15 protein-coding genes, 2 tRNA genes and 1 pseudogene are annotated in these 22214 nt (G+C 71.1%); 8 read left to right on the top strand and 10 right to left on the bottom strand.

Translation table 11 applies throughout. The features are described from left to right. Positions 1–30: 30 nt before the first annotated feature. Together tig and ACF09J_RS08270 are read right to left on the bottom strand one after the other, a co-directional pair. A complete protein-coding gene (tig, locus tag ACF09J_RS08275) occupies positions 31–1410 on the bottom strand; it encodes a trigger factor (RefSeq protein WP_392304570.1) in 1380 nt (459 codons plus the stop codon). A gap of 193 nt (positions 1411–1603) precedes the next feature. After that, a tRNA-Pro gene (locus tag ACF09J_RS08270) sits at positions 1604–1680 on the bottom strand. A gap of 254 nt (positions 1681–1934) precedes the next feature. Between ACF09J_RS08270 and ACF09J_RS08265 the strand changes: the two genes are divergently transcribed. Next, a tRNA-Gly gene (locus tag ACF09J_RS08265) sits at positions 1935–2005 on the top strand. A gap of 98 nt (positions 2006–2103) precedes the next feature. On the opposite strand, the gene ACF09J_RS08260 is transcribed toward ACF09J_RS08265, so the two are convergent. Beyond that, positions 2104–2298, bottom strand: coding sequence for a hypothetical protein (locus ACF09J_RS08260; protein ID WP_392304569.1), 195 nt, complete (start codon positions 2296–2298; stop codon positions 2104–2106). Between the two features lie 485 nt (positions 2299–2783). Between ACF09J_RS08260 and ACF09J_RS08255 the strand changes: the two genes are divergently transcribed. Continuing rightward, positions 2784–3968: an acyltransferase family protein gene (locus tag ACF09J_RS08255; protein ID WP_392304568.1), complete on the top strand. Its 1185-nt coding sequence runs from the start codon at positions 2784–2786 to the stop codon at positions 3966–3968. Here ACF09J_RS08255 and ACF09J_RS08250 read toward each other — a convergent pair. Together ACF09J_RS08250 and ACF09J_RS08245 are read right to left on the bottom strand one after the other, a co-directional pair. Then, positions 3958–4440: an HD domain-containing protein gene (locus ACF09J_RS08250; protein WP_392304567.1), complete on the bottom strand. Its 483-nt coding sequence runs from the start codon at positions 4438–4440 to the stop codon at positions 3958–3960. The two genes, ACF09J_RS08255 and ACF09J_RS08250, sit on opposite strands and share 11 nt — an antisense overlap. A gap of 12 nt (positions 4441–4452) precedes the next feature. Continuing rightward, positions 4453–5631 (bottom strand): PP2C family protein-serine/threonine phosphatase, encoded by a 1179-nt coding sequence (locus ACF09J_RS08245; RefSeq protein ID WP_392304566.1) that lies wholly within the window; start codon positions 5629–5631, stop codon positions 4453–4455. Between the two features lie 162 nt (positions 5632–5793). Here ACF09J_RS08245 and ACF09J_RS08240 point away from each other — a divergent pair, with 162 nt between their 5' ends. Continuing rightward, positions 5794–7035 carry a GNAT family N-acetyltransferase gene (locus tag ACF09J_RS08240; RefSeq protein ID WP_392304565.1) on the top strand — a complete coding sequence of 414 codons (1242 nt, stop codon included), beginning with the start codon at positions 5794–5796 and terminating at the stop codon, positions 7033–7035. A gap of 10 nt (positions 7036–7045) precedes the next feature. Here the strand turns inward: ACF09J_RS08240 and ACF09J_RS08235 are convergent, their stop codons facing one another. Further along, complete coding sequence (locus ACF09J_RS08235) at positions 7046–7879, bottom strand: Fpg/Nei family DNA glycosylase (RefSeq protein WP_392304564.1); 834 nt, start codon at positions 7877–7879, stop codon at positions 7046–7048. A gap of 478 nt (positions 7880–8357) precedes the next feature. Continuing rightward, the gene (locus ACF09J_RS08230) at positions 8358–8843 is read right to left on the bottom strand and encodes a ribose-5-phosphate isomerase (RefSeq protein WP_392304563.1); all 486 of its coding nucleotides are present in this window, start codon (positions 8841–8843) and stop codon (positions 8358–8360) included. A gap of 219 nt (positions 8844–9062) precedes the next feature. Here ACF09J_RS08230 and ACF09J_RS08225 point away from each other — a divergent pair. Continuing rightward, positions 9063–10526: pseudogene (locus ACF09J_RS08225) on the top strand (amino acid permease); the annotation flags it as partial. 222 nt (positions 10527–10748) lie between these two features. On the opposite strand, the gene ACF09J_RS08220 reads toward ACF09J_RS08225, so the two are convergent. Continuing rightward, complete coding sequence (locus ACF09J_RS08220; protein WP_392304562.1) at positions 10749–11330, bottom strand: biotin transporter BioY; 582 nt, start codon at positions 11328–11330, stop codon at positions 10749–10751. A gap of 396 nt (positions 11331–11726) precedes the next feature. On the opposite strand from ACF09J_RS08220, the gene ACF09J_RS08215 reads away from it, so the two are divergent. Further along, a complete protein-coding gene (locus tag ACF09J_RS08215) occupies positions 11727–13109 on the top strand; it encodes an amino acid permease (RefSeq protein WP_392304561.1) in 1383 nt (460 codons plus the stop codon). An 83-nt stretch (positions 13110–13192) separates the two neighbouring features. Here ACF09J_RS08215 and ACF09J_RS08210 read toward each other — a convergent pair whose 3' ends face one another. After that, positions 13193–13867, bottom strand: a complete 675-nt coding sequence (locus ACF09J_RS08210) for a DsbA family protein (RefSeq protein WP_392304560.1) — start codon at positions 13865–13867, stop codon at positions 13193–13195. A gap of 135 nt (positions 13868–14002) precedes the next feature. On the opposite strand from ACF09J_RS08210, the gene pepN reads away from it, so the two are divergent. Then, complete coding sequence (pepN, locus tag ACF09J_RS08205; RefSeq protein WP_392304559.1) at positions 14003–16603, top strand: aminopeptidase N; 2601 nt, start codon at positions 14003–14005, stop codon at positions 16601–16603. Positions 16604–16806: 203 nt separating this feature from the next. Next, entirely contained in the window at positions 16807–17868 is a 1062-nt protein-coding gene (locus ACF09J_RS08200; protein WP_392304558.1) for a hypothetical protein, read from the top strand. Positions 17869–17950: 82 nt separating this feature from the next. Here the strand turns inward: ACF09J_RS08200 and ACF09J_RS08195 are convergent, their stop codons facing one another. After that, on the bottom strand, positions 17951–18397 hold the full coding sequence (locus tag ACF09J_RS08195; RefSeq protein WP_392304557.1) for an NUDIX hydrolase: 447 nt from the start codon (positions 18395–18397) through the stop codon (positions 17951–17953). Positions 18398–18714: 317 nt separating this feature from the next. On the opposite strand from ACF09J_RS08195, the gene ACF09J_RS08190 reads away from it, so the two are divergent. Continuing rightward, positions 18715–22041, top strand: coding sequence for a S8 family serine peptidase (locus tag ACF09J_RS08190; protein ID WP_392304556.1), 3327 nt, complete (start codon positions 18715–18717; stop codon positions 22039–22041). Positions 22042–22214 lie beyond the last annotated feature (173 nt).

Below are 22214 nucleotides of genomic sequence, written 5' to 3'. Positions count from 1 at the left end.
TCCGCGCCGTGCTCATCCGTGGCGTACGGATCAGGCCTCGGCCTTCTCGTCGCCCTCGCCCTCGGCGGCGGCCTCGGCGGCTTCGGCGGTCTCGTCTTCCTCGTCGTCCAGGTCGACGACCTCGCCGTTGGTGTCCTTCACGGTCGCGGCCTCGACCACGACGGCCAGGGCCTTGCCGCGGGCGACCTCGCCGACCAGCAGCGGCACCTGGTTCTGCTCTACGACCGCCTGGGCGAACTGGTCGGGGGACATGCCGGAGGAGGCGGCGCGGCGCATGAGGTGCTCGGTGAGCTCCTCCTGGTTGACGTTGAGCTTCTCCGTCTTGACCAGCTCGTCGAGGACGAACTGGGTCTTGATGCCCTTGACCGCGGCCTCGCGGGTCTCGGTGTCGAACTCCTCGGCGGTCTTGCCCTGGATCTCCAGGTACTTGTCGAGGGTGAGGCCCATCTGGCCGAGCTGGTGGTGCTCGAGGTTGTGCTTGCGGGTGTTGATCTCGTCCTCGAGCAGCTTCTCGGGGACCGGGACCTCGACCAGCTCGAGCAGCTTGTCCAGGACGCGCTCCTGGGCCTGCGTGGCCTGGTCGAACTGCTTCATGTTCTCCAGGCGCTTGCGGCTGTCCGCGCGCAGCTCCTCGAGGGTGTCGAACTCGGAGGCGAGCTGCGCGAAGTCGTCGTCCAGCTCGGGCAGTTCGCGCGCGGCCACCTGGGTGACCTTGACGGTGACCTCGGCCTCCTTGCCGGCCGCGGAGCCGCCCTTGAGCTCGGAGGTGAAGGTGGCCTCGCCGCCGGCCTCCAGGCCCTTCACGGCGTCGTCGATGCCGTCCAGCAGCTCGCCGGAGCCGATGGTGTAGGACACGCCGTTGGCAACGCCGTCCTCGAGGACCTCTCCGTCGACCTTGGCCTCCAGGTCGATGGTGACCACGTCGCCGTCCTCGGCGGCGCGCTCGACCGGGCTCGTCGAGGCGAAGCGCTCACGGAGCTGCTCGACGGCCTTGTCGACGTCCTCGTCGGTGACCTCGACGGCGTCGACCTCGACCTCGATGCCGGAGTAGTCCGGGATCTCGACGGTCGGGCGGACGTCGACCTCGGCGGTGAAGTTCAGCGTCTCGCCGTCCTTCAGCTCGGTGATGTCGACCTCGGGCTGGCCCAGCGGGTTCAGCTCCGCCTCGTTGACCGCCTCGGTGTAGAACTTCGGCAGCGCGTCGTTGACGGCCTCCTCCAGAACCGCACCGCGGCCGAACCGCTGGTCGATGACCCGGGCCGGGATCTTGCCCTTGCGGAAGCCCTTCACCGTGACCTGCTGGTTGATCTTCTTGTACGCCGCGTCGAGGCTGTCCTTGAGCTCCTCGAAGGGCACCTCGACAGTGAGCCGAACCCGGGTCGGGTTCAGGGTCTCCACGGCGCTCTTCACGGTTCGGTCTCCTTGTGGCTGACTGCTTGGATTCTGCCGGGGCCAGACGGGTCCGGCGGATTTCGCCCCGCCCGGAGGAGTTCGCAGGCCCAGCAGGACCGGACACACGGGCGCGCAGTTTGCATAGTAACCGCAGCCACTCCGCGCCCCCAAAGGCGATCACGCGTGGTGACGCCGACCGGTGGCCGGCGGATGGTCGGGGTGGCGGGATTTGAACCCACGGCCTTCCGCTCCCAAAGCGGACGCGCTACCAAGCTGCGCCACACCCCGTCTGGTGCGACACGTAGGGTACATGCCCGCAGGCAGTGCGGACGTCGCATTCTCCGACCACCGGGATCGCGCCGCCCGGCGCGGGTGCGCGCCGGGCGCGCACCCGCGCGCGGAGGCGGCTGGTGAGGTCCCCGCGCGAGCGGAGTCGCCGGAACCGCGGGAGCGGAGTCACGGGAACGGAGTGTGCGTGGACACCGCACGACCCGCTACGATGCCTTGTGTGCCGCGGTCGGCAGACCGGCGGCGCCTTGTGTGCGGGCGTAGCTCAATGGTAGAGCCCCAGTCTTCCAAACTGGCCACGCGGGTTCGATTCCCGTCGCCCGCTCTGTACGGCTCAGGGCCGGGTCGGAGGACGTCTCCTCCGACCCGGCCCTGATCGTTTCCGGGACCGGCACCGACCGTCTCAGGTCGGGCATGTTCTTGTCAGAAACTGATCCCGTTGATCGTGTGCGCTATCGAGTCCAGGAAGCGCTGGATCGACGGCGCCACTCCGGTGGAGGCGAGGAAGAAGCCGAAGAGGACGGCGACGACGGCCGGGCCGGCCTTGATGGATCCGCCTCGGAGCAGCACCACCAGGATGATCGCCAACAGCAGCACCACTGACAGTGAAATGGCCACAACTGATCACACCCTCGGTCGGTCGCTCTCCCGGCCCGCGGACGCCATCCCCGCGCACCCCGCTGGAACCATCGTGCCACCAACCCGGCTTCCCCATGCGGCGGCTGACACATCATCGGCCAAGTCCCTCGCTCCGGTGATCCCGATCCCCGGGCAGGAGCGCTTCTCCGACCGTGATCCGTACGGTAATTCGAGGGTTACCGCCACGCCGCCTCCGCGGGAAATTCAACGAGGTCACGCACATGCCTGCACATGATGTTCGCAAGGAATTCGAATCTCACCCAAGACGTGAACACCTGCACCAACTCATCAGGACGAGTCCGGACATTGGGGGTGCGACCATGCCGCCGAGGAGCTCCTGCGATGTGTCGACCGTCACCCTTGCAGACAAGCTGGTGCGTCAAACTCTGGGTAGCCGCAGCGAATAACCAGGAACGACGTCCTGCCTTTTACGGAACCCCGCGGTCGACACTAGGGTGCCTCAGATGTTCCACGCTGCCTCGTCCCCCCGCCAGAACAGAACGCCGCTTCCTCCGGCACAGTCGCCGGCCCCGGGAGTGCCGAGTCCGCGCGGATCGGGCGAGCCGGAGGGAAGACCCGCCAAACAGCGCGACGCGTTCTTCGACAACGCGAAGTACCTGGCGATCGTGCTGGTGGCGATGGGGCACTTCTGGGAGCCGCTGAAGGGCGACAGCCGCGCGCTCCAGGGCCTCTACATGGTCGTGTACGCCTTCCACATGCCGGCCTTCATCGTCATCTCCGGCTACTTCTCCCGCAGTTTCGACGCCCGCCCCGACCGGCTCAAACGGCTGATCACCGGTGTCGCGGTTCCGTACGTCGTCTTCGAAACCGCCCTCTCCCTCTTCAACCGCTACGCCGGCCACAACCCCGACCAGGACATCAGCCTCCTCGACCCCTGGTACCTGACCTGGTTCCTGTGCGCCCTGTTCGTCTGGCGGCTGACAACGCCGCTCTGGAAGCTGGTCCGCCGGCCGCTGCCGGTCGCGCTCGGCGTCGCGATGCTGGCGTCGCTCAGCCCGAGCATCGGAAACGACCTGGACCTCCAGCGGGTTCTTCAGTTCCTGCCGTTCTTCGTGCTGGGTCTGGTGATGAAGCCCGAGCACTTCCAGTTGGTGCGGCGCCGCTCGGTGCGGATCGCGTCGGTGCCGGTGGTGGCGATGGCGCTGTGCGTCGCCTGGTGGGCGGTGCCGCGGATGAACGCCGCCTGGTTCTACCACCGCGACGCCGCGCAGGAGCTGGGCGCACCCTGGTGGGTCGGACCGGTGATGACGCTGGCGCTGTTCGGCTGCTCGCTGGTGCTGACCGCCTGCTTCTTCGCCTGGGTGCCGGGCCGCCGGACGTGGTTCACGGCGCTCGGCGCGGGCACGCTGTGCGGCTATCTGCTGCACGGCTTCGTCCTGAAGGGCGCCGACTACCAGGGCTGGTTCGACCCCACCTGGCTGCACGGCCCGCTCGGCGAGATCCTCGTCACCGTCGTGGCGGCGGCAGTCGTCACCCTGCTGTGCACGGAGCCCGTGCGGCGGGTCTTCCGGTGCGTGATGGAACCGGAGATGAAGTGGGCCTTCCGGCAGGGTGCGGGCGAGCAGGCCCGCGAGCGCCGGGAGGCGCAGCGGCCGCAGCCGGCGGAGGCCGGCTCGGTCAGCGCCTGACAGAGCCGTCCGGGAGACCGAGGAGGGCGCGCATCCGCGCGTACTTCCCGGTCAGCCGGGTGCGGGTGGCCTCGTCGAGGACCGCGAGGCGGGCCGGGTCGGCGTTGTGCGCCAGGTCCGCCTCCTTCACCAGCAGCGCCCCGGGCGTGGCGAGGATCCGCCGCGCGTACGCCTCCGGCTCCTCGCCCGCCCGCTTGGTGACCGCGCGCACGATGTCCTTCGTGCGCCGGCTCAACGCGGCCTCGCGCAGCCAGCGTTCGGACAGGACGCCGTCCTCCACGGAGTCGTGCAGCCAGGCCGCCGCGATCTGTTCGCCGTCCCCGCCCCGGGCGCGCACGCCTTCGGCGACGGCCCGGAGGTGCTCGGCGTAGGGCCGGCCCGCCTTGTCGGTCTGCCCCTCGTGAGCGGCCCTGGCCACGGTCTCGACCTCGGCCGGGGACAGGGTGCGCGGGGTGCGGGGCGTGTCGGTCACCTGCCCAGTGTGTCAGCGCGCCGCGAGCGCCGTGGGGCCCTCGTGGCAGATCAGCAGCAGCGCGCGGTCGTCGTTGACGTCCTTCGCCACCGCCTCGATCAGATGCCAGGCGGCGCCGTGGAAGCCGCCGGCGACATAGCGGTCGGCCTCGCCGGTGAGGCGGTCGATGCCCTCGACGATGTCGCGGTCGGACGTCTCCACCAGTCCGTCGGTGAACAGCATCAGCACGTCCCCGGCGCGCAGGGAGCCCTTGACCGGGTCGAACTGGGCGCCGTCGTACACGCCGAGGAGCGGGCCCTCGGCGGCCTTCTCCTCCCAGCGGCCGCTGCCCGCGCTGAGCTGGAGGCCCGGCGGGTGGCCCGCGGAGTACAGCTCGTAGTCGCCGGAGTCCAGGTCAAGGACCAGGTGGATGGAGGTCGCGAAGCCCTCGTCCCAGTCCTGGCGCAGCAGGTAGCCGTTGGCGGCGGGCAGGAACGCGTGCGGGGGCAGGCTGCCGAGCAGACCGCCGAACGCGCCCGACAGCAGCAGCGCCCGCGAGCCCGCGTCCATGCCCTTGCCGGACACGTCCGTGAGCACGACCTCCAGGGTGCGGCCGCCGTTCGTGCGGGCGGCGACCACGAAGTCGCCCGAGAAGGACTGGCCGCCTGCCGGGCGCAGCGCCATCTCGTGGTGCCAGCCGCCGGGCAGCTGCGGAAGCTGGCTCTGGACCCGGATGCGTTCACGCAGGTCGAACAGCATGGTGCCGCCGCGCCGCCAGGGCACGCCGACCCGGCTGCGGAACTGGGCGATGAGCAGCCCGAAGAAGCCGCAGGCGGCGACCACGAGCACCACGCCCGGAGTCACCCGGGACGGGCCCTCGGTGTACGGCCCGAGCCGCACCGACTCCACGATCAGCGCCGTGGCCGCGGCGGCGTACAGGCCGAGCAGGCTCGCCGGGCGCAGCAGCAGCCCGCCGGCGACGATGGGCAGCACCAGAGCGACCGGTGAGAACCACACCGAGTTGGCGAGCGTCAGGGCCAGGATCAGCGGGATGGTCAGCAGCAGACCGCCGAGCGCGATCCAGTCCGAGCCGTCCCCGCGGAAGTAGTCGACGGCGGCTCTGCGCACGCCGACGCGGGCCCGGTGCCACTGCATCTTCAACCGGGCCGTGAACGTCTCGGCTTCCGCGCGCCGCTGTCGTCCTGCTGCCATTAGTTGGGGACCCTACCTATCCGACCTGACGCTTGGCACGGGAGGTCCCACTTGTCCCCCGTCCGAGGCTCCGATTCACAGTGAACTTCACCGGCGGCCGTCTCGCTGCCACCTGGACGAAATTCGTTCGCCCGTTCCGTGGCGCGCTGGTAGGCATGGCGCATGGCGACTGAGCATGCGGCCGGGCCGAGGGTGCTGCGGCGGGACGAGTGGGACTCCTGGTACGACAATCTGATTCGCGCCTTCGGAGGGGTCCCGGAGCCGGACGAGGAGCGGGAGGTCTGGAACGCCCTCACCGAGCTGGACCGCTCCCTGGGTGTCTGGGACGGCGACACGTGCGTGGGCACGGCGGGCGCGTTCAGCTTCCGGATCACCGTGCCGGGCGGCGACCTGCTGCCGGCGGCCGGCGTCACGATGGTGAGCGTGGCCGCCACGCACCGGCGGCGCGGTGTGCTGACGTCCATGATGCGGCGCCAGTTGGACGACGTGCGCTCCTGGGGCGAGCCGCTGGCGGTGCTGACCGCCTCCGAGCCCCCGATCTACGGCCGCTTCGGGTACGGCGCGGCGACCTTCCAGCTCGCCGCCGAGATCGACACCGACCGGGCCGGTCTGACGGTCCCGGCCTGCACGGACGACGTACGCCTGCGCTTCGCGGCGCCCGCCGACGTGCTGGACGACTGCGAGGCGGTGTACGCGCGGCTGGTGCCCGGGCGGCCCGGCATGCTGGCCCGGCAGCCCGGCTGGGAGCGGGTGGCGCTGCTCGATCCGGAGAGCGCGCGGGAGGGCGCCTCGCCGCTGCAGTGCGTGGTCGCCGAGCGGGCCGGCGAGGTCACGGGGTACGCCCGTTACCGCGTCAAGCCCGGCTGGGGCGCCGGCGGGCCGGAGGGCACGGTGCAGCTCAGTGACCTGGCCGCGCTGGACCCGGCGAGCGACGCGGCGCTGTGGCGCTTCCTGTTCGGCATCGACCTGACCTCCACGCTGGTCGTGCGGGGGCAGCCGGTCGACGACGCCTGGCAGTACCTGGTGTCCGACATCCGGCGGTGCCGGCCGCGGCTGAAGGACTCGCTGTACGTACGGCTCGTGGACGTGGGGGCGGCGCTCGCCGCGCGGACCTACCAGACGCCGGTGGACGTGGTGCTGGAGGTGGCGGACGACTTCTGCCCCTGGAACGCCGGGCGGTGGCGGCTGACCGGGGACGCGAAGGGGGCGTCCTGCGAGCGGACCACGGACGCGGCGGAACTCTCCTTGTCCGTACGGGAGTTGGGGGCGGCCTATCTCGGCGGCGTGCCGCTGGCGGGACTGGCGGCGGCCGGGCGGGTACGGGAGCTGCGGCCCGGGGCGCTGGCCACGGCGTCGGTGGCGTTCGGCTCGGCGGTGGCGCCGTGGCTGCCGCACGGGTTCTGAGCCGGGCGTCTCATCCGGTCCTCGCGGGTCCGGTCCGCGCGGGCTGCTGGCAGGTGGGGCACCAGAAGAGGTTGCGGGCGGCGAGGCCGGCGGTGCGGATGTCCGTGCCGCAGACGTGGCAGGGCAGGGCGGTACGGCGGTAGACGTAGACCTCGCCGCCGTGGTCGTCGACGCGGGGCGGGCGGCCCATGGCCTCGGGGGTGTGCTCCGGGCGGACGGTGTCGATGCGGTTGTTGCGGACGCCCTCGCGCATGAGGGCGACGAGGTCGGCCCAGATCGCGTCCCACTCGGAGGGGGTCACGTCCCTGCCGGGGCGGTAGGGGTCGACGTGGTGCCGGAAGAGGACCTCGGCGCGGTAGACGTTGCCGACGCCGGCGACGACCTTCTGGTCCATCAGCAGCGCGGCGATGGTCGTACGGCTGCGGCGTATGCGGGCGTAGGCCCGGTCCGGGTCGGCGTCGGGACGCAGGGGGTCGGGGCCGAGGCGGTCGTGCACGGCCTGTTTCTCGGCGTCGGTGATCAGGGCGCAGGTGGTGGGGCCGCGCAGGTCGACGTACGAGTCCGGGTTGGCGAGGCGGAGGCGGACGGTGTCCGTGGGCGGGGGCGCGGGGGCGTCGCCGAAGGTGACCTTGCCGAAGAGGCCCAGGTGGATGTGGATCCAGTCGCTCTCGCGGAAGCGGAGGAAGAGGTGTTTGCCGTGGGCTTCCGTGCGGGTGAGTTCCGCGCCGGTGAGGAGGGGGGCGGCGGTGAACTTGCCCTGGGGGCTGGTGACGTGGGCCTGCCGGCCTTGGAAGTGGGTGGCGTAGTCCTGCGCCAGGCGGTGGATGGTGTGCCCCTCCGGCACGGGGGTGTCCCTTCTTGTGGTTCTTTGCCCACCCGCCCGCCCGTCTCGGTGGGTGGAGGGGCACCGGCTATGGGGCTCTGTCCCGGACCCCGCCGGGGCTTCGCCCCGGACCCCGTTTCCCACCCACCCGCCCGACTCGGTGGGTGGAAGGGTGAGGCGGGGCGAGGCTGGGGCTGCGCCCCAGGCCCGCCGCGGGGACTCCGTCCCCTGCACCCCTGAGCACTACTCGGTCGGGGCCCCCCGCGGGGACTCCCTCCCCTGCACCCCTGGGCAATGCCCGGTCGGGAACCCCTGCGGGGACTCCGTCCCTTGCACCCCTGAGTACTACTCGGTCGCGGACCCCTCGCGGGGACTCCGTCCCCTGCATCCCTGAGCAGTGCTCAGCCGGGGGTCCCAGCGGGGACTCCGTCCCCTGCACCCCTCGTGCGGCGCCGGGTGGCACGGCACTTCGACGGTGCCGTGCCCTGGGGGCGAGCCGTTACTGCTGCGGGTGGTGGGGCGGGATCGGGGGGAGGTCGCCCGTCGACTCGTAGGCGTCGAGCATGCCGATGCGGCGGATGTGGCGTTCGTCGCCGGAGAAGGGCGTGCCGAGGAAGGTCTCGACGAACTTCGTCGCCTCCTCCTCGGTGTGCATGCGCGCGCCCACCGCGACGACGTTCGCGTTGTTGTGCTGGCGGCCGAGGGAGGCCGTCTCCTCGCTCCAGGCGAGGGCCGCACGCACGCCCTTGACCTTGTTCGCCGCGATCTGCTCACCGTTGCCGGAGCCGCCGATCACGATGCCGAGGGAGTCGGGGTCGGCGGCCGTGCGCTCCGCGGCGCGCAGGCAGAAGGGCGGGTAGTCGTCCTGGGCGTCGTAGATGTGGGGTCCGCAGTCGACGGGGTCGTGGCCCGCTGCCTTGAGCCACTCGACGAGGTGGTTCTTGAGTTCGAAGCCCGCATGGTCGGAGCCGAGATACACGCGCATGGTCCGAGTGTGACATGACGGAATGCGGGCGGCAGCGCCGGGTCAGCCTAATATCACACTCGCGAGAAAAAAGTACCTAAAACTTCAAAAGCTCAAAGAAACCTCAAGTAACAATTGCATTTCGAAGGTTCACGGATTCCAATGCCTCCGATTCACTGGACCATCCCGTACACCGCTCGTGCGGGGGACCGCTCCATCAGAGCAAAGGAATTACCGTCCATGACTTCGCAGCCGACCCCGCCGGAGACCGGAAGCGGCCCCACGGGCCCCGAGGGACACGGTTCGGGGCTCCAGGCCGGGCTCAAGAACCGCCATCTGTCGATGATCGCCATCGGCGGCGTCATCGGCGCCGGTCTCTTCGTCGGTTCCAGTTCGGCCATCGCCACCGCAGGACCGGGCATCCTCCTCTCCTACGCCCTCGTCGGCACGCTCGTCGTCCTCGTGATGCGCATGCTCGGCGAGATGTCCGCCGCCAACCCCACCTCGGGCTCCTTCTCCGCGCACGCCGACCGGGCGCTCGGCCGCTGGGCCGGGTTCTCCATCGGCTGGCTGTACTGGTTCTTCTGGGTCGTCGTGCTGGCCGTGGAGGCGACGGCGGGCGCCAAGATCCTCTCCGAATGGGTGCCGGCCGTGCCCCAGTGGGGGTGGGCCCTCATCGTCATGGTGGTGCTGACCGCCACCAACCTCGTCTCCGTCGGCTCCTACGGGGAGTTCGAGTTCTGGTTCGCCGGAATCAAGGTCGTGGCGATCGGCGCGTTCATCGTCGTCGGCGCGCTGGCCGTCTTCGGCGTACTGCCCGGCGTGCACGGCGACAAGGCGGGGCTCGGCAACCTGACCGACCACGGCGGGTTCCTGCCGAACGGGCCCGGCGCCATCCTCACCGGTGTCCTGCTCGTCGTCTTCTCCTTCATGGGCAGCGAGATCGCCACCCTGGCGGCCGGCGAGTCGGAGGACCCGCAGCGCGCCGTGACCAAGTCGACCAACAGCATCATCTGGCGCATCGGCGTCTTCTACCTCGGCTCCGTCTTCGTCGTGGTCGCCCTGCTGCCCTGGAACGACAAGTCGATCACCGAGAAGGGCTCCTACGTGGCCGCCCTCGACTCCCTCGGTATCGCGCACGCCGGTCAGATCATGAACTTCATCGTGCTGACCTCGGTGCTTTCCTGCCTCAACTCCGGCCTCTACACGGCATCCCGGATGGCCTTCTCGCTCGGCCAGCGCGGGGACGCGCCGAAGGCGTTCGCGCGGACCACCCGCCGCGGGGTGCCGATGGCCGCGATCGTCTCGTCGGTCGTGTTCGGCTTCGTGGCCGTGTTCTTCAACTACCGGTTCCCGGACTCCGTGTTCCTCTTCCTCGTCAACTCCTCCGGCGCGGTCGCCCTGTTCGTCTGGCTGGTGATCTGCTTCTCGCAGCTGCGGATGCGGAAGATCATCCAGCGGGAGGCGCCGGAGAAGCTGGTCGTGAAGATGTGGCTGTACCCGTATCTGACGTGGGCGGCGGCCGCGCTGATCGTCTTCGTCTTCGGCTACATGCTCACCGACACCGAGCACGACGGCCGCGAGACCGTGCTGCTGTCGATGCTGGTCGCGGCGATCGTGCTGGTGATCTCCTTCGTCAAGCAGAAGCTCGACAGCGGCCGTGCGGCGGTCGCGGTCCCGGCCGCCGAGAAGGCGGACGAGGAGACGGACAAGGTCGCCACCGGCTGACCGCGGTCACGGCGGGGAACGACGAAGAGGCCGGGGGGGGGGGGGGGGGGGCGCGCCCGACCCCCGGCCCCCGCCCGCGGGGGGGCCCCCCCCGCGGCGAGGAGAGCCAGGCCCCCCCCCCCCCCCCCCCCCCCCCCCCCCCCTCCTGCGTGGGCCTCGGCGTATCGGCGGAGACCTACGGCATCACGTCGGGAGCGGTCACTTCCCGGCCAGCTTCCAGGCGCTGGGCAGCAGGCCCATCGCCAGGGCGGCCTTGAGGGCGTCGCCGATCAGGAACGGGGTGAGGCCGGCGGCGATCGCGGCGGACGCGGACATACCGGTGGCCAGGGCCAGGTAGGGCACGCCGACGGCGTAGATGATCGCCTGGCCCAGCACCATCGTGCCGGCCGTGCGCCAGACGTTGCGGTCGCCGCCGCGGCGGGCCAGCGCGCCCACGACGGTGGCGGCAAGCAGCATGCCGAGGACGTAGCCGAAGGAGACGGAGCCCGCGCCCGAGGCGCCGCCCGCGAACCACGGCACGCCCGCCGCGCCCGCGAGCGCGTAGAGCGCGAGGGCGAGGAGACCGCGGCCGGCGCCCAGCGAGGTGCCCACGAGCAGCGCCGCGAAGGTCTGGCCGGTCACCGGCACCGGGGAGTGCGGCACGGGCAGGGAGATCTGGGCGGCGAGTCCGGTGAGCGCGGCGCCGCCCACCACGAGGGCCACGTCCCGGATACGGGACGCGGGCAGCAGGTCGGCGAGGACGACCCCGGTACGGGCGGGGGTGGTGGCAGCGGTGCTCATGGGGACTCCGCGGAGTGAGGGCAGTTCGGGACAGCGTGACGCTATCCCAGCGGTGGCGCGGCGATCACCGTCAGCGGTCGACAAGGGGGAAGCGGACGCTTGGTCCGTTTCACACAAAGGAGGGGCCGTACACCCGGTGGGAGGTGATGCCTGTCACTGAGGTGGCGCGGTTTCCGCCACGTGTGAGGAGGAGACGGCGACTGTAGGGTCCCGCCAAACGCTCCGGTCTCTCGATCAGGGTCGGCGCCCGGTGGGCGGGCCGGCCACTCGGTAGCCGGCGTCTCACTGTGCGTACAGAGCACGTCCGGATGGTGAGCGTCCGCTCCGGCGCGGTGGAGCGGACGCCCAGACTGTGGGGGTTTTCGCACCCGCACCCCCACCGGACGAGCCGCCCCCATGCCAAGCAGCACCACTGTCGAGAAGCCCCCGCGGGCCGACGACGTCTCCCTGTCCCACGGCCTGAAGCAGCGCCATCTGTCGATGATCGCGCTGGGCGGTGTGATCGGCGCCGGCCTCTTCGTCGGCTCCGGCGCCGGCATCGCCGCCGCCGGCCCCTCGATCGTCGTCGCCTACGCCCTGTCCGGCGCGCTCGTGATGCTGGTCATGCGGATGCTCGGCGAGATGTCGGCGGCGTATCCGTCGTCGGGCTCGTTCTCCGCGCACGCCGAGCGGGCGTTCGGCCCGTGGGCCGGCTTCACCGCGGGCTGGTCGTTCTGGGTGCTGCTGTGCACCGCGGTCGGCCTGGAGGGAATGGGCGCCGCGAAGATCGTCACCGGATGGCTGCCGGGCACGCCGGAGTGGGTGTGGGTGGCGCTGTTCATGGTGGTCTTCTGCGGCACGAACCTGGCCGCGGTGAAGAACTTCGGCGAGTTCGAGTTCTGGTTCGCCGCGCTGAAGGTCGGCGCGATCACCCTGTTCCTGGTCCTCGGTGTGCTGGCCGTCGCGGGCGTGCTGCCCGGCACCGACTCCCCCGGCGCCTCGAACCTGACCGACTTCCTGCCGCACGGCGGCCACGGACTGGTCGTCGGGCTGCTCGCCTCGGTCTTCGCCTACGGCGGCCTGGAGACGGTCACCATCGCGGCGGCCGAGTCGGAGAACCCGGTGCGCGGCGTGGCGAGCGCGGTGCGCACGGCGATGTGGCGCATCGCGCTGTTCTACGTCGGCTCCATGGCGGTGATCGTCACGCTCGTCCCCTGGGACTCCGAGGAGGTCGTCGGGAAGGGCCCGTACGTCGCCGCGCTGGACCACCTCGGCATCCCGGGCGCCGGTCAGCTGATGAACGTGGTGGTCCTGGTCGCGCTGCTGAGCGCGATGAACGCCAACATCTACGGCTCCTCGCGCATCGCGTACTCGCTGGTCGAGCGCGGTCAGGGCCCGCAGGTGCTGGCGAAGGTCACCGGCGGGGTGCCGCGGCGCGCGGTGCTGGCCAGTTCCGTCTTCGGATTCGTCTGCGTGCTGCTGAGCTACTGGCGGCCGAACGACGTCTTCCCCTGGCTGCTGAACATGATCGGCGCGGTGATCCTCGTCGTCTGGATCTTCATCGCCGTCTCGCAACTGCGGCTGCGCCGCAGGCTGGAGCAGGAGGCGCCGGAGAGGCCGGCGGTCCGGATGTGGGCGTTCCCGTGGCTGACCTGGGCGGCCCTGGCCGGCATGGCGGCGGTCTTCGTCCTGATGGCCGGCGAGTCGGGCACCCGGGTGCAGCTGTACTCGACGGGCGGCATGACGCTGGTCCTGGCGGCGGCCGGGTACCTCTGGCAGCGCAGGCGCGCCCGGAGCTGACGCGGCGCGGACCACCGCGGACCGCGGAGGGAGGAAACCCCCGCGAGTACGTGTCTCGCGGGGGTTTTCGCCGGCCGGACGGGTCACAGGTTGCTGAAGTCCGGCCCCACCGTGCGGGTGCGCTTGATCTCGTAGAAGCCGGGGACGGAGGCGACCGCGAGGGTGCCGTCCCAGAGGCGGGCGGCCTGCTCGCCCTTGGGGGTGGGGGTGACGACCGGGCCGAAGAAGGCGATCTGCTCGCCGTCCGGGCCGGGGACCGCGATGACCGGGGTGCCGACGTCCTGGCCGACCTTCTCGATGCCCTCCTTGTGCGAGGCGCGCAGTTCGGCGTCGAACTCGAAGTCCTCCTGGTCGGCGTAGTCGATCAGGTCGGCGGGCAGGCCCACCTCCTCCAGGGCGGCGGCGAGGGCCTCGCGGGTGGGGCCCTCGCCCCGGTTGTGGAAGCGGGTGCCGAGCGCGGTGTAGAGCGGGCCGAGGACGTCCTGGCCGTGCTTCTGCCAGGCCGCGGTGACCACGCGCACCGGCGCCCACGCCTTGGTGGTCAGCAGCTCCCGGTATTCGTCGGGCAGCTCGTCCAGCTTCGGCTCGTTGAGCACCGCGAGGCTCATGATGTGCCAGCGGACCTCGATGTCACGCACCTTCTCCACTTCCAGCACCCACCGGGACGTGATCCAGGCCCAGGGACACAGCGGGTCGAACCAGAAGTCGACGGGAGTCTTGCCGGACGACGGGGTCGCGGCGGAGGCGGTCTCGGACATGGCTCTCCTCGGTAAAGGGTCGTTGAACTGCCAACATCGACGGTCGGGCACGGCATTCCCGGCTGCCGCGCCGCATATCCGCATGGCAGGATCGGTGCTGTCCACATCGTGAAAACATCCGAGGGAGTGCCTCCTGTGCCCGGTGAGAATCTGTCCCGCGACGAGGCCCGGGAACGGGCCGCCCTGCTGTCCGTCGACGCGTACGAGGTGTCCCTGGACGTGCGGTCCGCGGTGGGCGAGGACACCGGGGACGGTCCGCGGACGTTCCGGTCCGTGACGACCCTCCGGTTCCGCTGCAACGAGCCGGGCGCGTCGAGCTTCGCCGACCTGCTCGCGCCGAGCGTCACCGCCGTCTCGCTCAACGGCAGGGACCTCGACCCCAGCGAGGTCTTCGACGGCTCCCGGATCCTCCTGGAGGACCTGGCCGCCGACAACGAGCTGGTCGTGGACGCGCAGTGCGCCTACTCGCGCACCGGCGAGGGCCTGCACCGCTTCGTCGACCCGGAGGACGGCGAGGTCTACCTCTACACGCAGTACGAGCCCGCCGACTCCCGCCGCGTCTTCGCCAACTTCGAGCAGCCCGACCTCAAGGCGCCGTTCCGCTTCGAGGTGCGCGCGCCGGAGGACTGGACGGTGTGGAGCAACGGTGTCGGCGAGCAGCAGGACGGCGTGTGGCGGTTCGCCGAGACCAAGCCGGTCTCGACGTACATCACCTGCGTGGTCGCGGGTCCTTACCACCACGTGACGGACTCCTACGAGCGGGTGTTCGAGGACGGTACGCGGCTGGAGATCCCGCTGGGCGCGCTGTGCCGCAAGGGGCTCGCCAAGCACTTCGACGCCGACGACGTCTTCCTGGTCACCAAGCAGGGCCTGGACTTCTTCCACGACCACTTCGACTACCCGTACCCGTTCGGCAAGTACGACCAGGCGTTCGTGCCCGAGTACAACCTCGGCGCGATGGAGAACCCGGGCCTGGTCACCTTCCGGGAGGAGTACATCTTCCGCGGGAAGGTCACGCAGGCCTCCTACGAGGCCCGGGCCAATGTGATCCTGCACGAGATGGCGCACATGTGGTTCGGCGACCTGGTCACCATGGAGTGGTGGGACGGCCTGTGGCTGAAGGAGTCCTTCGCGGACTTCATGGGCGCGTTCTCGCTGGTCGGCGCGACCCGCTTCACGGACGGCTGGATCACCTTCGCCAACCGCCGCAAGGCGTGGGCGTACCGCGCGGACCAGTTGCCCTCCACGCACCCGGTCACCGCGGACATCCGGGACCTGCAGGACGCCAAGCTGAACTTCGACGGCATCACCTACGCGAAGGGCGCCTCGGTGCTCAAGCAGCTGGTGGCGTACGTCGGCCAGGACGCGTTCCTGGAAGGCGCGCGGCGCTACTTCAAGCGGCACGCGTACGGCAACACGCGGCTGGGCGACCTGCTCGCGGTGCTGGAGGAGACCAGCGGCCGCGACATGGGCGCGTGGGCGCGGTCGTGGCTCCAGACGGCCGGGGTCAACTCGCTGACCCCGCAGGTGGTGCTGGGCGCCGACGGCCGGATCGAGGAACTGGCCGTGGTGCAGGAGGCCTCTGCCATTGCCCCGGCGGACCATCCGGAGCTGCGCCCGCACCGGGTGGCGGTGGGCCTGTACCAGCGGTCCCAGGTGGGGGCGCTGGAGCGGTACGCGCGCGCCGAGACCGACGTGGCCGGCGTCCGTACGGTGGTGTCCGAGCTGGCGGGTGCGGACGCGCCCGATCTGGTGCTGGTCAACGACGACGACCTGACCTACTGCAAGATCCGCTTCGACGAGACCTCGCTGGCGACCCTGCGGGAGCACCTGGGCGGCCTGACCGATCCGCTGGCCCGCGCGCTGTGCTGGTCGGCGCTGTGGAACCTGACCCGGGACGCGCTGCTGCCGGCGCGGGACTTCGTCGAGCTGGTGCTGCGCTTCGCCGGCCGGGAGACCGACATCGGCGTGCTCCAGATGCTGCACGCCTGGGCGGAGTCCGCGCTGGTGAACTACGCGGCGCCGCAGTGGCGGGAGACGGGCGGGCGGGCGCTGGCCGAGGGCGCGCTGGCCGAGCTGCGGCAGGCCGAGCCGGGCAGCGAGCACCAGCTCGCGTGGGCGCGTTTCTTCGCCACGGCGGCCTCGGCGCCGGACGACCTGGAGCTGCTGAAGGGCCTGCTGGACGGCGCGGAGGAGATCGACGGCCTGGAGGTCGACCAGGAGCTGCGCTGGGCGTTCCTCGAGCCGCTGGCGGCGCACGGGGTGGCGGACGAGAAGGTGCTCGCCGCCGAACTCGCCCGGGACGACACGGCCTCCGGCAAGCGGCACCAGGTGCGCTGTCTGGCCGCGCGGCCCTCGGTCGCCGTCAAGGCGCGGGCCTGGGAGCAGGTGGTGGACTCGGACACGTTGTCGAACGCGCTGGTGGAGGCGACGATCGCGGGCTTCGGGCAGCCCTCCCAGCGTGAGCTGCTCGCGCCGTACGCGCCGAGGTACTTCGAGGCGATCGAGCGGGTGTGGACCGAGCGGTCCATCCAGATCGGCATGGACATCGTGCGGGGGCTGTTCCCGGCCCTGCAGGACTCGCCGGAGACCCTTCGGGCGGCCGACGCGTGGCTCGCCGCGCACGAGGGGGCCGCTCCCGCTCTGCGCCGCCTGGTGCTGGAGGCCCGGGACGACCTGGCCCGTGCGTTGCGCGGACAGGCGTGCGACGCGGCGGCCGGGACGTCCGCCGGCTGACCCGTAGTTCTGGCCAAGGGTCGGGCGTGCGGTAACTGTTACACGATGCGTGCCCGGCTCGCCGTAACCCCTGGTCCACCCGTGAGGGGACCAGGGGTTTTCGGCATCCGAACACCCGTCCTTTAGGGCGAGCTTGTCCAGGTTTGTCAACGGGCTTGTAACAGCGGTTAACCGCCGGTCACCGTGCGGGAAACGTGCCCGACATGAACCACGAAACCCCGCTCTCCCCCCGCCCCCTGCACCATCTCGCCGACGCGCCCCGCCGGGTCCTGACCGCCGCTCAGCTCCACGAGCACGGAGTGCCGGCGGCCGAGGCCGCCGTGCGGTGCCGCGCCGGCGGGCCCTGGCAACAGTTCCTGCCGGGTGTGTTCCTGCTCCATCCCGGCCCACCGACCAGTGAGGAACGGCTGCACGCGGTGCTCCTGTACGCGGCACGCGGACCGCTCCCGCGCGCGGCCGCCGGGGTGCCGGCGCAGCCGACCGCCGAGGGCCCGCACCGTCCGGTGTACGCGGAGGCGATGGTCACCGGTCTTGCGGCGCTCACCCTGCACGGCTTCGCAGCCTCGCCCGGTCTGCCGGCGCTGGAGAAGATCGACGTCCTGGTGGAACGCGGCAGGCGGCTGCGCTCGGCCGGCTGCGCGCGGATCGTCCGGGCGGCCGGCCTGCCCGCCGCCGAGTCGGTCACGGGTCTGCCGGTGGCCCCGGTGCCGCGCGCCCTGGCGGACGCGGTGGCCGGTCTGTCGGACGCGGGCACGGTGCGGCGGCTGCTGACGGAGGCGGTGCGCGCCGGGTACTGCGAGCCGTCCGCCGTGGTCGGCGAGCTGGCCGGGGCCGGGCTGCTGGACCGGCCGCACGTGGTGGACGCGGTGGACCTGCTGCTGGCCGAGGGGCGGGCCCTCGCCGAGGACCGGCTGTACCGGATGGTGCGCGAGCACGGCCTGCCGGACCCGGTCTGGAACGTGGAGCTGCGCCTGCCGGGCGGGCCGCTGCTCGGCGGCGTGGACGCGTACTGGCCGGAGCAGGCGGTCGCGGTGGAACTGGACACCCGCGCCCACCGCCACGGCGGCCGGACGGACGACGCGTCCCTGCGCTCCGAGCAGGCCCGCAAGCGCGAGCACCTGGAACGGCTGGGCATCACGGTCGTCCATCTCACCCCCAGGAAGCTGCGCGAGTCCCTGGACCAGCAGGCGACGGTCGTCCGCACCGCCCTGATGGCGGCCACCGACCGCGACCCGGCCGCATACGTGGTGGCACTCCCCCGGTGACGACCGGGCGTCCACCGGGGGCGCACCAGGAGGGGAGAGGAGGGGCCGCCGGACCCGCGATCCGGCGGCCCCTCCTCGCACGTCAGGCGGGGTTTCCCGCCGGCGGGCGGGTGTGCCACAGATGGAGGCCCACGTCGACCAGGCCGACCCGGGGGAGGGCGGGCACCGCGGGCAGGGGGTGCCAGGCCGCCCGGTCGGTGGAGCCGGCCGTCTCGTGGCGCAGTTCGCCGCCGGTGACACGGGCCTCGTAAAGGACGCGCAGGCCGTGGAAGTCGGCCTGGGCGCCCTGGGGGCGCGGGTAGTGGCGGCGGACGGAGTCCAGGCCCAGGAGCACGACCGGTTCGACGGTGTAGCCGGTCTCCTCCTCGGCCTCGCGCACGACGGTGTCGTAGGGATTCTCGCCGTGTTCCATGCCGCCGCCGGGCAGGGTCCACCGCCGGGTGCCGTCGGCCGCCACCCAGCGGGCCAGCAGCAGCCGTCCGTCCCGTACACACACGGCGTAGGCCGCCACCCTCAACTCCTTGTTCATGGGGGGACGTTACGGCAGGAAGGGGGCTCTCCGGAGCGAATCGGCGAGGTCCGGGTCCGGCGCGAGGCCGGGTCAACGCCCGTGCCGGAGCGGGCGGTCACGCTCACGCGCCACCAGGAGATGCGCCACGGTTTGGGCCCTTATGCCCCTCGTGGCGCATGGCGGAAGTACGCCATGCCTCCATCCCGTCAGGATCAACTCTCGTCAAACATCTTTCCTTTAGGTAAAGCTGAGCGATCATCCGATTCCGAAATCCGGACGATCGCGATCGACCCCGATCGCACCTCGCTTGGTTCCTTTACCTGCAAGGGATGCCGATGACCCCCGACCCCCAGCGCGCACCGCTCACGGGCGCGAGACGCCTGGCCCGTATCGCCATGGCCGCCGGCGTGGTGGCCGCGCTCTCCGTGGCCGGCCCGATACCCATGGCCGTCGCCCAGGACGGCCCCGCGTCCACCGACCCGGCCGTCAAGCCGGCGGGCGACAAACTCGGTTCGGCCGGTGCCGAACTGCTCGCCGAGGCCAAGGCCGAGGGCGCCAAGAACGTCACCATGATGATCGCGACCGCGCCCGGCCAGACCGCGCAGGTCGCCAAGCAGCTGGACGCGGTCGACGGCGGCGCCGTGGGCCGCACCTACGACAAGCTCGGCTACGTCCGCGCCACCGTGCCGACGGGCAAGGCGGACTCGGCGATCGCCGCCGCCGCGAAGCTGTCCTCCGTGCAGGCCATCGACCTCAAGCAGGACATCCCGCTCGACGACCCGAGGCCCGAGGCGGACTCCCCCGAGGGCAAGGACAAGAACAAGGGCAAGGGCAAGGGCACTTACCCGGCGCCTGACAAGAACACCCCTGCCGAGAACCCGTACAACCCGTCCTTCGAGACGGGCGCCGTCGACTTCGTGAAGAAGAACCCGAAGGCGGACGGCCGCGGCGTGACCATCGGCATCCTCGACTCGGGTGTCGACCTGGGCCACCCCGCGCTCCAGAAGACCACCACCGGCGAGCGCAAGATCGTCGACTGGGTCACCGCGACCGACCCGATCGTCGACAGCGACGGCACCTGGCGCCCGATGACCGCCAGTGTCACGGGCCCCCAGTTCACCTCGGGCGGCAAGACCTGGAAGACGCCGGCGGGCAGCTTCCTGTTCAACACCTTCAGCGAGTCCGCCACCAAGGGCGGCGACGCCGACGGCGACCTGGACCGCGACGGCAGGACCACCAGCGTCTGGGGCGTCCTGTACGACCCGGCGAACGGCACCGTCCGCGTCGACCTGAACAACAACAACGACTTCACGGACGACGTCCCGATGAAGCCGTACAAGGACGGCTACCAGGTCGGCTGGTTCGGCCAGGACAAGAAGGACCCCGCGACCGGCGCCGACATGCGCATCCCGTTCGTCGTGGAGATCCGCAAGGACGTGGCGATGGACCCCTACGGCGGGTCCTGGATCGGCAAGAAGGCCGACTTCGTCAACATCGGCGTGATCGAGTCCGAGCACGGCACGCACGTCGCCGGCATCACCGCCGCCAACAGCCTGTTCGGCGGCAAGATGAACGGCGCCGCCCCGGGCGCGAAGATCGTCTCCTCCCGGGCCTGCAACTGGAACGGCGGCTGCACCAACGTCGCGCTCACCGAGGGCATGATCGACCTCGTCGTCAACCGCGGCGTGGACATCGTCAACATGTCCATCGGCGGCCTGCCGGCGCTCAACGACGGCAACAACGCCCGCGCGCAGCTCTACACGCGGCTCATCGACACCTACGGCGTGCAGCTCGTCATCTCGGCGGGCAACAGCGGCCCGGGCCTGAACACCATCGGCGACCCCAGCCTCGCCGACAAGGTCATCTCGGTCGGCGCGACCATCTCCAAGGAGACCTGGGCGGCCAACTACGGCTCCGTGGTGGACAAGTCGTACGCCATGATGCCGTTCTCCTCGCGCGGTCCGCGTGAGGACGGCGGCTTCACGCCGATCATCTCGGCGCCCGGCGCGGCCATCAACACCACCCAGACCTGGCTGCCCGGCGGCCCGGTCGCCGAGGCCGGCTACTCGCTGCCGGCCGGTTACTCGATGCTCCAGGGCACCTCGATGGCCTCCCCGCAGGCGGCCGGCGCGTCCGCGCTGCTGCTGTCGGCGGCCAAGCAGAAGCACATCGACCTGCCCCCGGCGAAGCTCCGCACCGCGCTGACCTCGACCGCCCAGCACATCAAGGGCGAGCAGCCGCACAGCGAGGGCGCCGGCCTGATGGACATCGTCAAGGCCTGGAAGTCGATCGAGAAGGGCGCCTCGGCGCACGAGTACACGGTCAAGGCCCCGGTCAGCACCTCGCTGTCCTGGGCGCTCCGGGCGCCGGACTTCGGCACCGGTCTGTACGACCGCGAGGGCGGTCTGAAGAAGGGCCAGAAGAAGACCTACGACGTCCAGGTCACCCGGACGACGGGCGCGGCCGGTTCGGTCAAGCACAAGCTGAGCCTGAAGAACGACGACGGCACCTTCAAGATCCTCGGCGACGACGAGGTCTCGCTGCCGCTGAACAAGCCGGTGACGGTCAAGATCGAGGCACGCCCCGCCTCCGCCGGTGTGCACAGCGCGATCCTCGAGGTCGACGACCGTCGCACCGAGGGCGTGGACAAACAGATCATGCTGACCGTCGTGGTCTCCACGGAGATCGCCAAGCCGTCCTACACCTACTCGGTGTCGGGTGTGGCGCAGCGCAACAGCACCACGTCGTACTTCGTGACCGTCCCGGAGGGCGCGAAGACCCTCGAGGTCTCGATGAGCGGTCTCAAGGCCGACAGCCAGACCCGTTTCATCGCGATCCACCCGTACGGCACCCCGGTGGACAACACCTCGACCCCGTACTGCTACCCGAACTACAACAACCCGGCCAACACCTGCCGTCCGGACGTGCGTTCGTACGCCAAGCCGATGCCGGGAGTCTGGGAGATCGAGGTCGAGGCGCGTCGTACCTCGCCGCTGCTGGACAACCCGTACACGCTGAACGCGGCGGTGTACGGGCTGGACTTCAGCCCCGCGGTGCAGACGGTCGACGAGGCGAAGGCCGGTACGCCGGCCCCCGTGTCCTGGACGCTGACGAACAAGTTCGCCGGGCTGGACGCCAAGCTGAAGGGCGGCTCGCTGGGCTCGTCGAAGACGGACCGTCCCACCATCGCCGACGGTGACTCGCAGACCAGGACGGTCGTCGTGCCGGCCGGTGCCGAGCGCCTGGACGTCGCCATCGGCAACGTCTCGGACGCCGGGGCCGACCTGGACCTGTACGTGTACAACGCCGCCGGCACGCGCGTCGCCTACTCGGCCGCGGGCGGCTCGGAGGAGTCCGTCTCCATCGCCAAGCCCGCCGCGGGCACGTACACCATCCTGATCGACGCCTACTCGGTGCCCGCCGGCACCACGGCCTACGACTACCGGGACGTGTACTACTCGGCGGCGCTCGGCTCGGTCAACGTCGACGAGGCGAAGGTCTACACGCTCGCCCCGAACGGCACGGCGCAGATCTCCGCCGACGTCGTCGCGAACCAGCCCGCCCCCGCGGGCCGCGAGTTCTTCGGCGAGGTGCAGGTGCTGAACACCCGTGGCACCGCCGCGGGCCTCGGCAGCGTGAAGATCGGCAAGGTCGTCCAGTAACGGCGGTCTCCACCTCCGGTACGTGACGACGGGGCGGGCTCCACGCGGAGCCCGCCCCTTGCGTTTCCGGTACGGCTCGTCCACCGGGCCGTCCCACTCCGTGGGCAATGATTGGACAGACGGACCCAGGACAGACGCATGATGGAACCGTCCCGCGCGTACCGCGTACGCAG

It is taken from the genome of Streptomyces sp. NPDC014889, assembly GCF_043081205.1.
GTDB lineage: Bacteria > Actinomycetota > Actinomycetes > Streptomycetales > Streptomycetaceae > Streptomyces.
The sequence above is the reverse complement of the archived record's forward strand: the minus strand, read 5'-3'. Positions and strand labels throughout refer to the sequence as shown.